At 32.6% G+C, this 16,374-nt stretch carries 13 protein-coding genes and 1 pseudogene; 6 read left to right on the top strand and 8 right to left on the bottom strand.

Annotated elements, in window-relative coordinates; translation table 11 throughout:
* The first annotated feature begins 81 nt into the window (after positions 1 to 81).
* The gene (locus NNL09_RS18920; RefSeq protein WP_025663638.1) at positions 82 to 660 is read left to right on the top strand and encodes an alkylphosphonate utilization protein; all 579 of its coding nucleotides are present in this window, start codon (positions 82 to 84) and stop codon (positions 658 to 660) included.
* An 11-nt stretch (positions 661 to 671) separates the two neighbouring features.
* Here NNL09_RS18920 and NNL09_RS18915 read toward each other — a convergent pair whose 3' ends face one another.
* From NNL09_RS18915 to NNL09_RS18900, 4 genes are all read right to left on the bottom strand, one after another.
* The gene (locus tag NNL09_RS18915; RefSeq protein ID WP_196910278.1) at positions 672 to 1,166 is read right to left on the bottom strand and encodes a GNAT family N-acetyltransferase; all 495 of its coding nucleotides are present in this window, start codon (positions 1,164 to 1,166) and stop codon (positions 672 to 674) included.
* Positions 1,167 to 1,257: 91 nt separating this feature from the next.
* A complete protein-coding gene (locus NNL09_RS18910; protein ID WP_196910279.1) occupies positions 1,258 to 3,924 on the bottom strand; it encodes a DNA gyrase/topoisomerase IV subunit A in 2,667 nt (888 codons plus the stop codon).
* Positions 3,925 to 3,949: 25 nt separating this feature from the next.
* Positions 3,950 to 5,809 (bottom strand): DNA topoisomerase IV subunit B, encoded by a 1,860-nt coding sequence (locus NNL09_RS18905; protein ID WP_025663635.1) that lies wholly within the window; start codon positions 5,807 to 5,809, stop codon positions 3,950 to 3,952.
* Positions 5,810 to 5,969: 160 nt separating this feature from the next.
* Positions 5,970 to 6,860, bottom strand: a complete 891-nt coding sequence (locus NNL09_RS18900) for a LysR family transcriptional regulator (RefSeq protein ID WP_025663634.1) — start codon at positions 6,858 to 6,860, stop codon at positions 5,970 to 5,972.
* Between the two features lie 133 nt (positions 6,861 to 6,993).
* Here NNL09_RS18900 and NNL09_RS18895 point away from each other — a divergent pair, with 133 nt between their 5' ends.
* The 4 genes and pseudogenes from NNL09_RS18895 to ppk2 (NNL09_RS18880) all read left to right on the top strand — a co-directional run bounded on the left by NNL09_RS18895 (position 6,994) and on the right by ppk2 (NNL09_RS18880) (position 9,622).
* Positions 6,994 to 7,386 (top strand): rhodanese-like domain-containing protein, encoded by a 393-nt coding sequence (locus tag NNL09_RS18895; RefSeq protein WP_196910280.1) that lies wholly within the window; start codon positions 6,994 to 6,996, stop codon positions 7,384 to 7,386.
* A gap of 9 nt (positions 7,387 to 7,395) precedes the next feature.
* Positions 7,396 to 7,839, top strand: coding sequence for a GNAT family N-acetyltransferase (locus NNL09_RS18890; RefSeq protein ID WP_025663632.1), 444 nt, complete (start codon positions 7,396 to 7,398; stop codon positions 7,837 to 7,839).
* Between the two features lie 126 nt (positions 7,840 to 7,965).
* Positions 7,966 to 8,812: pseudogene (gene ppk2, locus NNL09_RS18885) on the top strand (polyphosphate kinase 2).
* Between the two features lie 3 nt (positions 8,813 to 8,815).
* A complete protein-coding gene (gene ppk2 / locus NNL09_RS18880; protein WP_035094902.1) occupies positions 8,816 to 9,622 on the top strand; it encodes a polyphosphate kinase 2 in 807 nt (268 codons plus the stop codon).
* Positions 9,623 to 9,675: 53 nt separating this feature from the next.
* On the opposite strand, the gene NNL09_RS18875 is transcribed toward ppk2 (NNL09_RS18880), so the two are convergent.
* On the bottom strand, positions 9,676 to 11,553 hold the full coding sequence (locus NNL09_RS18875) for a peptidase M61 (RefSeq protein ID WP_196910281.1): 1,878 nt from the start codon (positions 11,551 to 11,553) through the stop codon (positions 9,676 to 9,678).
* Between the two features lie 131 nt (positions 11,554 to 11,684).
* On the opposite strand from NNL09_RS18875, the gene NNL09_RS18870 reads away from it, so the two are divergent.
* A complete protein-coding gene (locus NNL09_RS18870; RefSeq protein WP_231389117.1) occupies positions 11,685 to 12,461 on the top strand; it encodes an alpha/beta fold hydrolase in 777 nt (258 codons plus the stop codon).
* 3 nt (positions 12,462 to 12,464) lie between these two features.
* On the opposite strand, the gene NNL09_RS18865 is transcribed toward NNL09_RS18870, so the two are convergent.
* The 3 genes from NNL09_RS18865 to ychF all read right to left on the bottom strand — a co-directional run bounded on the left by NNL09_RS18865 (position 12,465) and on the right by ychF (position 16,238).
* Complete coding sequence (locus tag NNL09_RS18865) at positions 12,465 to 13,967, bottom strand: response regulator (RefSeq protein ID WP_196910282.1); 1,503 nt, start codon at positions 13,965 to 13,967, stop codon at positions 12,465 to 12,467.
* 166 nt (positions 13,968 to 14,133) lie between these two features.
* Positions 14,134 to 15,024, bottom strand: coding sequence for a DMT family transporter (locus NNL09_RS18860; RefSeq protein WP_025663626.1), 891 nt, complete (start codon positions 15,022 to 15,024; stop codon positions 14,134 to 14,136).
* Positions 15,025 to 15,143: 119 nt separating this feature from the next.
* The gene (gene ychF / locus NNL09_RS18855) at positions 15,144 to 16,238 is read right to left on the bottom strand and encodes a redox-regulated ATPase YchF (RefSeq protein WP_025663625.1); all 1,095 of its coding nucleotides are present in this window, start codon (positions 16,236 to 16,238) and stop codon (positions 15,144 to 15,146) included.
* Positions 16,239 to 16,374: the final 136 nt, after the last annotated feature.

The following is a 16,374-nucleotide window of genomic DNA, read 5'->3' as shown; positions in this document are numbered from 1 at the left end:
GGTTATCTGCTATTTCATAATTATAAATTTTAATGCACTTTTGCAGTATTAAACAATCTACACCATAAACGTATCATTATAATGAGTCTAGAAAGAGAATTACACAAGCGTAGCGGATCTGTATGTGAATTATCAGGGGTAACTGAAAATTTGAAAGTCTATGAAGTGCCTAAATCTCCTGGGACAGGTCTAGACTCACATATTCTTATTTCTCAAGTGTGTTTAGAACAAATAGAAGACCCAGAGAAAGTAGATATAAATCACTGGCGTTGTCTTAATGATAGTATGTGGAGTGAAGTTCCTGCAGTACAAGTAATGGCTTGGAGAATGTTACATAGATTAAAATCTGAAGGTTGGCCACAAGACTTATTAGATATGCTTTATCTGGATGAGGATATGACAGCATGGGCAAATGCCTCTGGAGACGGGGATGATAAAGAAAATGCAATTAAGCATTTAGATGCTAATGGTGCGCTATTACAAGCTGGAGACTCTGTTGTTTTAATTAAAGATCTAGATGTAAAAGGTGCTAATTTTACTGCTAAACGAGGGACTCATGTTAGAAATATTTCATTAGTTCATGATAACCCAGAGCATATCGAAGGTCGTGCAAATGGGCAACATATAGTTATTCTTACAAAGTTTGTAAAGAAATCTTAAGATAAATAGCTCTATATTTTGTTGGTAGTAGTGTTTATGTATTCGTTTTCAAGCATCGACATGATTATTAAGTTTTTAAATTCACCATTAACACATATACTATCTCTTAATATCCCTTCCTCTTTAAATCCCTCAGATTGATATAAATATCTGGCTCTTTTATTCGTTTCGAATACATCTAACCACAAGCGATGACAGTCTAATTTTTTAAAACAATACTGTTTTAGTTCTTTAATTGCCATTCTACCATACCCTCTTCCTTTTGAGTTTATAACGATTCTTCGAAATTCAATACTCCTGTTATTATTTTGCAATCCTGCCAATATTACAAAACCAATAGTTATGTTATTTTCAGATTTCAGTATCAAATGTTCTATATCACTATCTGTTATCAGATGTAAATGTTCTTCTTTGGAGTTAGGCAATATGAACTGTGAGTTTTCAGTATCAGCTTCTATCGATACTACCGTATCAATATCTATTTCTTGAGTTTTACAGATTAACAAATTAAAATATTTTTTCTTCTTTCATTTCTGAAGAAGTTAGTTTCTTAATTAAGTCTATCTATATCAGCATATTTATGCTTTCCATCAAAATCTAGAATAAACTAGCTTGTTCTCCTTCTCCACCAGCATCAGTATCATCATCAGAAGGTTTTGCAGAAGTTTTAGTATCTATTTTTTCTGGAGATACATTCTCTTCTTCAATCACTTCAATTTCTTCTGCAGGAAGAGATTCTTGTTCTTCATATGGTAATGGATCCAGTAGATTGATTTGTTTTACTTTATGTGTAGTTAGCTGATTTCCTAATGCTTTTATTCCTTTGATCGATATAAACTCCTCTAGGTTTATTTCTTCATTCGGTCGTTGATCTTTGCCTCTAAGCTTAGTAAATACTATTTCTGCCATCGGTCTATAATCGGTAGAGATAACTTCTAAGAAAGATTTTTGATGTTCTGTAATAAAAGTCTCTTCGCGTTCTGAGTTTTCAATTAAAAACCGTTTTACATAATATTTTTCTTTCTCTCCATCCCAATATATTGCAGATATTGGTTTTTTAGGTTTCCATTTTTCTAAAACAATCATATCCGAACTAAAATGCAATGTCATCTCGGGGATAATTGTCTTCACCATACCATTTTGATTTATAACCAAAATACGGTCTTCTCCTCTAAACTCGCCTAATAATTCTCCTCTTCCATCTACATTAAGTCGTTGTACTGAATCATCAAACCATATTTTTCGCGGTTTTAGAGTAGATACTCCCTGCTCTTTTAGTTCAATTTTCTTAATATTATACTTGGTAACAATATTTCCTTTTACTCCTCTACCTTTGATTAACAAATCTGCAAAATCTAAATCAAATTTTAATTTTTTGATACTTCCAGCTTGTCTTAGATATATAGTAATTACCTCGGCTTCTCCATTCGGATTTGCCGAAAAGTATGAGATTTTAGATGCTTTTTTACCTTGGGTAAGATCATATTCTTTATCTCTAGTTACTCCAGTAACGGCAAAACGCTTTACATATGAAGCTCCTCCTCTACCATCTTGATAAATCAAATTATAAATGGTACGCTTATCTTTTTTCTTAAAGACAGCAACATGAATTATATTTTTACCAATAAAAGTCTTTGATCCAACTTTGGTAATCATCAATTTTCCTTCTCCTGTAAAACATATAATATCATCAATATCAGAACAATCTGCTACATATTCATCTCTACGAAGTGAAGTTCCAATAAATCCTTCTTCTCGATTTACATATAATTTTGTATTTCGAATTACTACTTTGGTCGCTTCAATATCATCAAAGATCTTGATTTCGGTCTTACGCTCTTTTCCTTTACCATAAGTAGTTTTTAGCCTTTTAAAATAATCTATAGCAAACTCTATAAGGTGTTCGAGATTATATTTTACCTGGGCTATATCTTCTTCAAGTGCTTCTATTTTTTGTTGCGCTTTATCAATATCAAATTTAGAAATACGCTTAATTCGAATTTCTGTTAGACGTACAATATCTTCTTCAGTAACTGCTCGTTTCAGGTGTTTTATGTGAGGCTTCAATCCTTTATCAATTGCTTGTATCACTCCTTCCCATGTATCTACTTCCTCGATATCACGATAAATACGATTTTCTATAAAAATTCTTTCTAACGAAGCAAAGTGCCATTGTTCCTGTAATTCATCTAATTGAATTTCGAGTTCTTTTTTCAATAACTCCACAGTATTGTCTGTAGAACGACGTAACATTTCTGAAACACCAATAAAGTTTGGCTTATTATCTTCTATAACACAACCAAGAGGAGAAATAGATACTTCACAATTCGTAAATGCATATAGGGCATCAATTGTTTTATCTGGAGAAATACCAGAAGGAAGATGCACTAATATCTCTACTTCTGCAGCGGTATTATCTTCTATTTTTTTTACTTTTATCTTTCCTTTCTCATTCGCTTTAAGAATAGAATCTATTAAAGAAGTAGTTGTTGTAGAAAACGGTATTTCATTTATGACCAAAGTATTTTTGTCATATTGGGATATTTCTGCACGTACTCTTACCTTACCTCCTCGATTACCATCATTATAATTTGTAAAATCTGCAATACCAGATGTAGGAAAATCGGGTAAGATCGTAAATCGTTTACCTTGTAAATGCTTTATAGATGCATCTATTAGTTCTATAAAATTATGAGGAAGAATCTTAGTACTTAACCCAACGGCTATTCCTTCTGCGCCTTGTGCTAATAATAGGGGAAATTTAACCGGAAGATTAATCGGTTCTTTCTTCCTTCCATCATAGGATAATTGCCAATCGGTAACTTTAGGGTTATATACTACATCTAATGCAAATTTAGATAATCGAGCTTCTATATATCTCGAAGCCGCTGCTCTATCCCCGGTAAGAATATTACCCCAGTTTCCTTGCATATCGATTAGTAACTCCTTTTGTCCCACTTGTACCATTGCATCAGAAATACTGGCATCTCCATGGGGATGATATTGCATCGTATGCCCAACAATATTGGCCACCTTATTATATCGACCATCATCTAAATCCTTCATAGAATGAAGAATACGACGTTGTACCGGTTTTAGACCATCTTCAATTGCAGGTACTGCCCGTTCCAGGATTACATAAGATGCATAATCCAGAAACCAGTCTTTGTACATTCCTGTGACCTTTGTAATAACCTCTTGCGGTTCGTGATCTTCAGGGTTTAAATCGTGATGTAATTCTTCGTTTTCGTTTTCCAAATCCATATATAACTTCTGGGGCTTCTAATAATTATAATTCTTCCTCTACTGAATCCAGTTCTACTTTAAGGTTATCAATAATAAATTCTTGTCTTTGCGGTGTGTTTTTCCCCATATAGAAAGACAATAATTCTTCGATCGACTTTTCTTTATCTAACATCACAGGATCTAAACGTATATCATCTCCTATAAAATGCACAAATTCGTCTGGAGAAATCTCCCCTAATCCCTTAAATCGTGTAATTTCTGGTTTACCCGATAATTTTGCTATGGCATCTCTTCTTTCTTGTTCTGAGTAGCAATAAATGGTTTCTTTTTTATTACGTACTCTAAATAATGGAGTTTGTAATATATATAAATGCCCTTCTTTTATTACCTCTGGAAAAAATTGCAGAAAGAAAGTAATCAGTAATAATCGTATGTGCATACCATCTACATCGGCATCAGTAGCAATTACAATATTGTTATAACGTAAATCTTCTAAGGACTCTTCTATATTAAGTGCTGCTTGTAATAGATTAAATTCTTCATTTTCATACACGATCTTTTTGCTCATGTTATAGCTATTCAACGGTTTTCCGCGTAAGCTAAAAACAGCCTGGGTATTTACATCCCTGGATTTGGTAATAGATCCACTTGCAGAATCTCCCTCGGTAATAAACAGTGTACTTTCGAGATTACGATCTTTCTTACTATCGGTAAGATGGATACGGCAATCTCTTAATTTTTTATTATGCAAACTAGCTTTCTTAGCTCTCTCTTTTGCTAGTTTTCGAATTCCAGATAAATCTTTACGTTCACGTTCTGCCTGTAATATTTTTCGCTGTAAGCTTTCTGCCGTACTGGTATTTTTATGAAGAAAGTTATCTAATTTAGTTTTTACAAAATCATTAATATAGGTTCGAACCGTTGGTAAATCTCCTCCCATTTCTGTAGAACCTAATTTTGTCTTGGTCTGACTTTCAAAAACAGGTTCCATCACTTTAATGCTTATCGCAGATACAATCGATTTACGAATATCACTGGCTTCATAATTTTTACCATAAAACTCTCTAATTGTTTTCACTACGGCCTCTCTAAATGCTGCCTGATGTGTTCCTCCTTGAGTTGTATGTTGCCCATTTACAAAAGAATGGTACTCTTCACTATATTGTGTTTTACTATGTGTAATCGCAATTTCTATATCATCACCTTTAAGATGAACAATATCATATAGTCTATCCTCTTCTTTTATATTGTCGGACAAAAGATCTCTTAATCCATTTTCTGAAAAATATTTTTCTCCATTAAAGATAATGGTCAAACCAGGGTTAAGATACACATAGTTTTTAAGCATTTTGGCTACATACTCAGAACGATACTTGTAATGCTTAAATATAGTGCTATCTGGTACAAAAGATACTTTGGTTCCTCTTCTACGAGAAGTTTCTTCTAATGTATCCTGATTGGTGAGGTTTCCTTTTTCGAATTCTGCCGAAGCTGATTTGCCATCTCGCGTAGACTCTACTCTAAAAAATGTAGATAATGCATTAACTGCTTTTGTACCTACACCGTTTAGCCCTACAGATTTTTTAAATGCTCGAGAATCATATTTACCTCCGGTATTCATTTTAGAAACTACATCCACCACCTTACCTAATGGAATCCCACGACCGTAGTCTCTTACATTTACTTTATCTCCTTGAATAGAGATTTCAATCGTTTTACCGGCGCCCATTACATATTCATCAATAGAATTGTCTAGCACTTCTTTTAATAAAATATAGATACCATCATCCGCAGAAGAACCATCACCTAGTTTCCCGATATACATTCCGGGTCGCATACGTATATGTTCTTTCCAGTCGAGGGATCGTATATTATCTTCGGTATATTTGGTTTCTTTGCTCATAAATATAGGGTAGAATGCCTGCTAATATAAGGTTTCACTTACAAAATTAAAACAGCCTTTCTACAAAGTAATTAACAAATCGACAGTGAATTTTGTTGATTATTTGGTATGCAGCCATTTGATGCATTTAATTAGACCGTTTTTAAATAAAAAATACAAATCAGATACCCAGAAATTCCTCTTTAAAACTTAAAACAAAATCATTAATGTATTTTTTATGCATATCTTCTTTTCTAACGACCAAATAATGGGTTCGTTTTACTCCATACTTTCCAATGCTTTTAAATATTAAATCTGTAGGTATTTTTAGTGATTTTAATGCCCATTTCGGCATGCATATAATTCCCATATTGGCATTCACCATTTCTAAAGAAACTTCGGTAAGCGGGATAGCAGAAATTTTTATTGGTGTTATGTTATTGGGTTTTAAGAATTGCTCATAAACAGATACTGTTTCTAAAGGGAAAGAATGAATAATCAAATGAATATCTGCAAAGTCACTAGCACTTAAATATTTGGTTTTGCCATACCTATGTTCTTTGTGCATAATAGCATACGTTTCATCCTCAAACAATGTAATACTTGATAATCGATCATTTGCGGGTATAGAAGTTACCAAAGCAATATCAATTTCGTTTGATAATAGTTTTGAAATCGGTTGATGTGTCGCTTCAAGAATAAGATCTACATCAATCTGAGGATATAGCATTCCCATTTTTTGAATGAATCCCGGTAATCCCTGATAAAAAGAATAACATTCTGTACTTACTTTAATATTTCCTTTAGATCCTGTTTTTATTTGTTGGATCGTATTAAACCCCTGTTCAATAGTTTCAAGCACATTATTAGCTATCTTATATAATTCTATACCTTCTTCTGTTAGTTTCCATTTATTTCTTGTTCTATGAAATACTTTAAAACCTAATCTTGTTTCTAATTCTTTTAATTGATGACTTAATGCCGATTGCGTTAAAAATAATCGCTCTGATGAGTTGGCAATATTACCTTCTTCAGTAATAGTTTTTATGAGTCTAAAATACTTAATATCCATACCTACAAAGCTACAATAATACTAGTGTAACGAATGTGAAAATATTTCAATTACAGCCTCGAATCATTCATCTAACCTGGTAGGAATAGACTATAAATTGATAGTACATTTGACAAAATAAAGACACAGTATTATGGAAAATCAAATTAAATTTTACGAAAACAAATTAGCTTATGAAATGGATCCTTCTGACTTATTTGATGCTCTCGAAAAAGAAGAAAATATCGTAGTGGTCGATACCAGACAATCTTTTGGGTATGAAAAAGAACATATCCCGACCGCTATTAACCTACCTCATCAGGAAATGACAGCAGAAAACACCACTCATCTTGATAAAACAAAAACTTATATTTGTTATTGCGATGGTATTGGTTGTAATGCTTCTACCAAAGGAGCATTACATATGGCCAAACTTGGATTTAAAGTAAAAGAATTAATCGGCGGTATTGAATGGTGGAAATTTGATGGATATGCCACCCAGGGAACCAAACCTTCTAAAGGTTCCTTAATTCAATGTGCATGTTAAAATGAAATTATGATTATTAGATTTGCAAAAGAAGAAGATATCAAACAAATTGTTTTACTGTGTAAAGCTCATGCTCTATATGAAAAAGCAACCTTTGATTCTAATGAGAAAGCAACATTACTTTTGCAATATCTTTTCGGTTCAGAGAATGTCTTAAAATGTGTTGTTGTAGAGCAAAATAACGAGCTTTTGGGATATTCAACTTTTATGAAACAGTTCTCTACCTGGGATGCTCATTTTTATATCTATCTCGATTGTTTATATCTTAAAGAAGAAACGCGGGGAAAAGGAGTTGGCACAAAAATAATGGCTTTGGTAAAAGAATTTGCTATATCAGAAGGCTGTACTATTATTCAGTGGCAAACTCCCGATTTTAATACCGATGCTATCAACTTTTATAAAAAAATAGGAGCAAAATCAAAAACTAAAGAAAGGTTTTTCTGGAAAGTGTAACCCTAAAAACGATATAAATATATTCTTCAAGTTTTTTTATGCTAAAGAATTGTTACTATAGTGCGATAAAATTCATTTTATTTTTACCTTTAATCGCTACTTACAGAATAACAAATTACAAACTTTATGTTTACACTTGAAGAGTTAAATCAAGTCAAAAAACGGAAACATTTGATCAATCTTGCAGATCAAAAAAACATCAATATCAAAAAAATATTACAGAAACTTCGATATGAAGAAGAATTACGTTCCCTACAAGGAGAATTGGTAAATCTTCAGCAATGGATTGCAAAAAAGAAGCTACGCGTTGCAGTAATTTTTGAAGGGAGAGATGCTGCTGGTAAAGGAGGATCTATAAAACGATTTACAGAGCATCTTAACCCTCGTTCTATGCGTATTGTTGCGTTATCAAAACCTACCGAAGTCGAAAAAGGGCAATGGTATTTTAGAAGGTACATTAAAGAATTGCCTAATCCGGGAGAGATTGTTTTTTTTTGATCGTAGCTGGTATAACCGTGCTGTTGTAGAACCTGTAATGGGGTTTTGTACCAATAAACAATATAAAAATTTTATGGTACAGGTTCCCGAATTTGAACATATGCTATATGAAGATGGAATTATAGTAATCAAGTTTTGGTTCTCGATATCGAAAGAAGAGCAGAAAAAACGTTTTGATGCAAGACTACAAAACCCATTAAAAGTATGGAAATTTAGCCCTGTAGATATGAAAGGGCAACAACTCTGGAATAAATACACTAAGTACAAGGAACAAATGTTCTCGAAAACCCATACAACATTTAGCCCATGGGTAATTGTAAAAACCAACAGCAAGAAAACGGCTCGTTTAGAAAGTATGAGATATGTGTTATCGAGATTTGACTATACAGGTAAATCCAAGGCAAAAACTACATTACTTCCTGATCCTAATGTGATCCTAAGGTATTATAGATATATTGAACAGATAGATATTTGATGAATGAAGACAACTCAAAAAACAAAACATATTAATCTTTCTAAAGAAGATCTGGAAATACTAAATTCTCCTATTGGTCTAAAATATCTGTTTATGGATAAAAAGACCGATGTTGAAAAGGTATTGAGAATGGTTAAATATGAAATACAATTAAAAGAACTACAGGCAGAACTTATCAAATTACAAAACTGGACCATAAAAAACAGGAAGAAAATAGTAATTATTTTTGAAGGTCGTGATGCTGCAGGAAAAGGTGGGGCAATTCGCCGAATTACCTCTCATATAAACCCCAGGCATTTTCGAATTGTGGCATTACCAAAACCTACTAGCGAAGAAGAAGGGCAATGGTATTTTCAGCGTTATGTTAACCAACTACCTACACCAGGAGAAATGGTTCTTTTTGATCGTAGCTGGTATAATCGGGCGGTTGTAGAACCTGTTAATGGGTTTTGCAGCGAAAATCAGTATACAACATTTATGGGTCAGGTAAATGATTTTGAAAGAATGATATTAGAATCTGATACATACCTCATTAAGTTTTATTTTTCTATCACCAAAGAAGAACAAGCTGCTCGTTTTAAAGATATTAAATCAAGCCCTTTAAAAAAATGGAAAATGACTCCGGTAGATGAAAAGGCCCAAGAGCTCTGGGAAGAATATACAAAGTATAAGGTTAAAATGTTTGAAAAAACGAATACAGAACTTTCTCCCTGGGTTATTATCGAGGCTGATCGTAAAACTGAGGCAAGAATTAAAGCCATACAATATGTTTTAAATACGATTCCTTATAAAGATGAGGAAGTTATTTAAAACTAAAAAAGCCCCTTGTACAAGGGGCTTTTTTAGTTTTGTTTTATAAATACCTACCCTTTTAACCAAGCTTTTCTAAGCTCTGTTTGCTCTTTTGTAGAATTATCAATCACTTTAAGTTTTTTTCCTTTGGTGAAGGATTTAGTTACTTTAGTTTTAATAATAACTTCTTCTCCTGCCCTATTAAGTTTAACTTCAATATCATCACCTTCTTGCCATTGAAAAGTTGAGCCTAATATATTATTAGCATTCTGCAATGTCAATTTAGTACCATTTACCTCTACAATATCATCATTAGCTTTGGCGCCGTTTTCTGCCCAGAAACTATTTTCAGAAACTAAATCTGTAAAAAATATTGTCCCTTTTTCTTGGTTTCCGGCTACGATTAAAACTCCAGAGTTTTGAATATAATTTGTTTCTACCCGCTCTGATTCTACAGATAGTCCAACTTTTTTAAAGAATTCTTCATAGTTAATAGGAGTTTTCCCTACAACATGAGTTTTCAAAAACTCACCTATAGCAGGATAAGTCATTGCTGTAATTTCTTCTATAATGTTATCATCATTAAAAGGTTTGTTTTTACCATATTTAAGAGATAATTCTTTCATTAAAGATAAAATTCCTCGATTTCCGTTACTTTCTTCACGCATTAGAATATCGATACACATTCCTATTAATGCTCCTTTTTCATATACATTAACATAGTTAGAAGCATAGGGTTGATCCAATATGTTTTCACTCATTACTGTAAAACTCATGGTATCATCAAATCCACTTGCACTCTGAATTTTACCCATGATTTTATCATAAAACTCCTGTTCTTCTACCAATCCCTGATTAACCTGAAATAAGGTCGCAAAATATTCGGTTACTCCTTCATACATCCATAAATGTTTTGAAAAAGTGGGTTTGTCATAATCGAAGTAATGTACATCTTCAGAATGCACACTAAGTGGGGTTACAATATGAAAGAATTCATGAGAAACTACATCAATCATTGCAGACGCCAATGCTTCATCAGGCATTTGCTCTGGCAATACTACTACTGTAGATGTATGATGCTCTAATGCCCCAAATCCTGTAGGAGCATTTTCTGTGCTAGGCGCTAAATATAAGTATATATCATAACGAGGCGTACTATTTATGTCTCCAAGGTATGCCTTTTGCCCTTTCATCATTTTAAATACCGTTTCTTTTATCTTAGCCGCTGTATGTACTTTATTTGGAGAATATATACTTAGCACAATTTTGATATCCCCAACCATAAATTCTTCGACATCAAGATTTCCATACATCATTGGGTTATCTGTAATTTCGAAATACCGTGTTGCCAAATATTTATCTGTAGTAACTGCTTTATCTTCACTAACTGTTGATCCTGCATTGGGTAAAGCAGAGGTTCTCTTCATTTCTGATGGTGCTTTTACCTCTAATGCATACTGATTATTTTTCAGTACATCAAAATATCCTATAAATCCATGAAGATTTAACACATAATTTTCTGGCTCTATATTGGTCCCAGAAGGAGAGAAAGGTGTACCGACATCTGTGTTTTCTATATCATAAGTATCATTAACCAGGTAGCTAATTTTATCAAGCTGCTTGGCATTTACAATCAACCATGTATTGGTGTCTTCTTTTTCTGTTTTAATTTCATTCCCCTGATAGTCAAAAGCCTTGAAATCATCTACAAATTTCCCAAAATCACTTACCGCATAAGTACCCTGCACCACTTTGGGAATACGATATTTTACGGTATCCTGAATAAAGCGTCCTGGATCTATAGTAACCGGAACTTTATCGTCTTTTACCTGGGTTAAATCTATAGCTGTTGCTATAGGTACATTTGTTGCTATATCATTTGTAGGATTACTGGTTCCACAACCAATTAATAATACACCAATGGAAATCTTGGCTAATGTTTTTTTCATTGTATTGGATTAACTATTTACTTTAGCTAGACTTAAAAAAATGTCTAGTGTGTCAATTTTGATGATGCAAAATATACAATTTGCATAGACTTTAGCTTATTTTTAGCACTTTTTATAACAAAACCATTATTTTGAATTTAATAATTGATAAACATCGGTTACAATTCTCTAAATACCCTGAGTCACTAGCACCAGAAAAGGTAACCATTATTTTTTTACATGATTCTTTAGGATGTATTGAATTGTGGAAAGATTTCCCCAAACAAATAGCATCAAAAACGGAGTGCAATATTCTTTCTTATGATCGCCAGGGGTATGGTAAATCTGCTCCTTTTATTACTTCTAAAAGAAATAATGATTACTTAAAAGAAGAGGCTTATATTCTAGAAAAAATAATACAAAATCTAGGATTGAGAAATGTGATATTATTTGGTCATAGTGATGGTGGTAGTATTGCCTTATTAACTGCAGCTTTGTTTCCAGAAAAAATTACAGGTATTATTACCGAAGGAGCCCATGTATTTGTAGAACAAGAGACCATTGATGGTATTAAGGCGGCAGTCCTTGCATATCAAAATACTTCTCTTAAAGAAAAGCTATATAAATACCATGGAGATAAAACTGAAGCTGTTTTTAGAATGTGGACAGAGACATGGCTTTCTGAAACGTATCAATCCTGGAATATTGAAGAATATTTACCTAAGATTAAATGTCCTTCTCTAATAATTCAGGGCAAAAAAGATGAGTATGGAACACTGGATCAGGTAAATTCTATTGTAAAAAATACATCGGGTTACTCTGAAGCTTTACTAATTTCTGATATTGGACATACACCTCATAAAGAGAGTACAGAAATTGTGGTTAAAAACGTCATTTCATTTATTAATAAGATATATCCTTCTCATTAAAAACTAAGGCAACAAATGCTTTGTTATAATGTTTTTAAGATCATTCTTATTTAATGGCTTATTAATAATATCATTCATTCCTATTTCCATACATTCTTCTTGCACTTCACTTAATTCTGCAGCTGTAAGAGCAATAATAGGTGTGATCTCATTAAATTCTCGTATACGTCTAGTAGCTTCTGTTCCATTAAGATAAGGCATATTTAAATCCATCAGGATAAGATCAAAATCTTCTTTTTTAACCATTTGCAAAGCATTAAAGCCATTCTCTACAATAGTACAGTCATACCCTATTATATTTAAAAGGTTTTTGGTAACAATTTGATTTATTTTATTATCCTCTGCCACCAATATTCGTCTATAAACGGTATTGATGTTATTGCTATTTGAATCTATTTCTTTCTCTTCCTTTTCATCTATAATTTCTAATTGTAAATCAAAATGAAACTTTGTCCCTCTCCCTTCTTTACTGTCTAAATAAATTTTGCTATCCATCATCTCTAAAAGGTTTTTAACAATAGATAAACCTAATCCTGTTCCTTCAGATTTATTAAACTCTCTACCTACCTGGGAAAATTTCTCGAATACAAACTCTTTTTTGTCTTCTGGGATTCCTACACCATTATCTTCTACTTCATACCTAATGGTAATCATCTCATTCTCTATAGAGAGGATTTTTATTCTAAGCCATATCTTACCATTTTCAGTAAACTTTGATGAATTTCCGATCAGATTAATTAGAACTTCTGATATTTTAAGAGAATCCACATTTAGTACATCTGGTAGTTCATTAGGTATTTCTAAAATAAGCTCATTATTCTTGTTTTTTGCCTGGTAATCAAAAGAATACAATAAGTTTTGAGAAAGCTTAAGTAGATTTGTAGGAGTCTTTGTAAGTTTTTCATTATTAGACTCAATCTTACTTATTTTCAATACTTTATTTATTAAATCCAGAAGATAGTCTCCAGAAAATTTTAATGAACTAAGTAATTTCTTGTGCTTTGGCGAAATATCTTTTTCTTCTAACAATAATGTGGTAATCCCAACCACTCCATAAAGAGGAGTTCTTAGTTCATGACTTACAGTAGAAATAAATTGAGATTTTGTATTGGTAAGTTTTTCTGCTTCTGCCTTTGCTTCAATAAGCTCTTCATTTTTTTCTTTTAAGGCATCACTATTTTTTTCCCTCACTCTATATTTTCGATACAATAAAAGCAAAATGATTAATAATAGAACAAGACTAGCCCATAGTATATTAATAATAGTATTTTTTCTGGCTATCTCTTCTAAATATGCTTCTTGTTTATTGTTTTCAAGCGCTCTTTGATATATATCTTCATCAAAGTTTACTTTTTTAACCTCTACCGGTTTTGATTTTCCTTTACTGGATTTCTCTAGTGATGCCACTTTGTTATCACCAATATTATCGTTTATTCGTCCATAACCAACAATACTAACATATACAAAGCAGTACAGTACTACTATCCTTAAGCCCCCTTTACCCATAAATATTACAAATCTAATTTACTTATCCAATCTTTTCTTTGGAAAGTAATCCCCTTCAACGTAAGTAAACACTTACTAATTAGAGTGTTAAATTAATGAAAAAACATTGAAAAAAGCTCAAAAATAACATTGAAACTTTTTATAGGTGAATAGATTTTACCATATCTTATTTTTTCTTTGAGATTACATATACACCAAGAATCACTATTGTAGCACCAATTATCTGAATCATTGACAAATTTTCTCCTAAAAGGAAATAAGCTAATAAAATTGTAGATACAGGCCCCAAACTTGCTATAATCGAAAAATTAGAAGCCCCAAGTTTAGCAATAGCTGCAGATACCAAATAAGAAGGTATAATTGTAGAAAAGACTGCCATGACAATACAAATAAAATATACTTCTAAGGGATAGTTCATTATATTTTGCCTATCAAAAACCAAATATTGAATAATTATACATAGAGATGAAACTATCATTGCGTATGAAGTAAAAGTTACAACACCAAACTTAGGAATTAACCATCCGCTCCCCACGAGATAAATAGCATAGGTTAATGCACTTAAGAAAACCAAAGTGCCACCAAGAATGACATGCGTAGTTTCAATTTGAAGCTCTCCCCAAAATGTAACGATTACACCTATATATGTTAGCAAAATAGCCAATAGTTGTTGCTTCGTTATTATATTCTTCAAAAAAATACGTGAAATAATAATAACCAGTGTTGGGTAAATAAAAAGAATTATTCGTTCTAATCCTGCCTTAATGTATTGCAATCCAAGGAAATCAAAATAACTCGCTAAATAATACCCAACGAACCCAAAAAATAAAATCCACAGGTAATCTATTCTTCTAATTTTATTTTTCTCGACTGGCTTTTTATACAAGGCCAATACAATGTATATTGGTAAAGAAAACAACATTCTAAACAATAATAGGTGCTCTGAGCTTATTTCAAATTTATACGCTAATTTGACTAATACTGCTTTTGCAGAGAATAAAACGATACCAACAATTGCCAGTACAATTCCGTAGGAGGATAACTTACTATTTTGCATTTTTCAAAAATAGTAGTATTGTTATTTTTGAAAAATCTAAGTACTTTCTAATTACGATACCCAACAAAAAACCCTTTCTAGTAATACCAGAAAGGGTTTTATAAATCAACAAGATATTTTTATACATTAAATAAGAAATGCATTACATCTCCATCATTTACGACATATGCCTTTCCTTCTACTCCTAGCTTTCCGGCTTCTCTCACCTTGGATTCGCTACCATACTTTACAAAATCATCGTATTTAATAACTTCTGCTCGTATAAAACCTTTCTCAAAATCGGTATGAATCACTCCTGCAGCTTGTGGTGCTGTAGCTCCTATATTAACCGTCCATGCTCTTACTTCTTTCTCGCCAGCAGTAAAATAAGTTTGCTGGTTTAATAATTTATATGCTGCGCGAATTAATACTGATGCCCCCGCTTCTTCTAACCCCATATCCTGTAAAAATAATTGGCGCTCTTCATAATCATCTAACTCGGTGATATCAGCTTCGGTACCTACGGCTAATACTATTACTTCTGCTCTTTCTGATGCTACAGTTTCTTTTACTTTTTTTACATAATCATTTCCATCGACCGCAGCCCCTTCATCAACGTTACAGACATAAAGTACTGGTTTATCTGTTATAAACTGTAATGGTTTAACATATGCAGTATGATCATCTTCAGAGATGTCGATTGCTCTAATCGATATCCCAGCTTCTAGTCCTTCTCTAAGTTTTAGTAAAATTGCTTCTTCCTTTTGTGCTTCTTTATTACCAGTTTTGGCTGCCCTTTTTACTTTATCTAGTTTTTTCTCTACACTTTCCAGATCTTTAAGCTGCAATTCTATATCGATCGTTTCCTTATCTCTAATTGGATCTACCGAGCCATCTACATGAACAATATTATCATTATCAAAACAACGTAATACATGTATTATAGCATCTGTTTCTCTAATATTGCCTAAAAACTGATTCCCTAATCCTTCTCCTTTACTTGCTCCTTTTACTAAACCTGCAATATCCACAATTTCTACCGTTGCGGGGATTACTCGTTCGGGCACTACTAATTCCTCTAGTTTCTCTAGCCTGGGGTCTGGTACATTCACCACCCCAATATTGGGTTCTATGGTACAAAATGGAAAATTTGCACTTTGTGCTTTTGCATTAGATAAACAATTAAACAATGTTGATTTTCCAACATTTGGTAACCCTACGATTCCTGCTTTCATGGTACGTATATTAATAATGGTTGGGATATATTCTATAGTTCGCTCCCAATTTTTAAGAGTGCAAAGATAATGCTATTCATCTATAGTAAACAAGTACAGATTCATAAGATTATTTAATAAATAGTTTATAGCAAAA

The organism is Aquimarina sp. EL_43, from assembly GCF_943422735.1.
In the GTDB taxonomy this organism is placed as follows: Bacteria; Bacteroidota; Bacteroidia; order Flavobacteriales; family Flavobacteriaceae; genus Aquimarina; species Aquimarina megaterium.
Note: the sequence above shows the minus strand (reverse complement) of the source record. Positions and strands in the feature narration are given on the sequence as shown.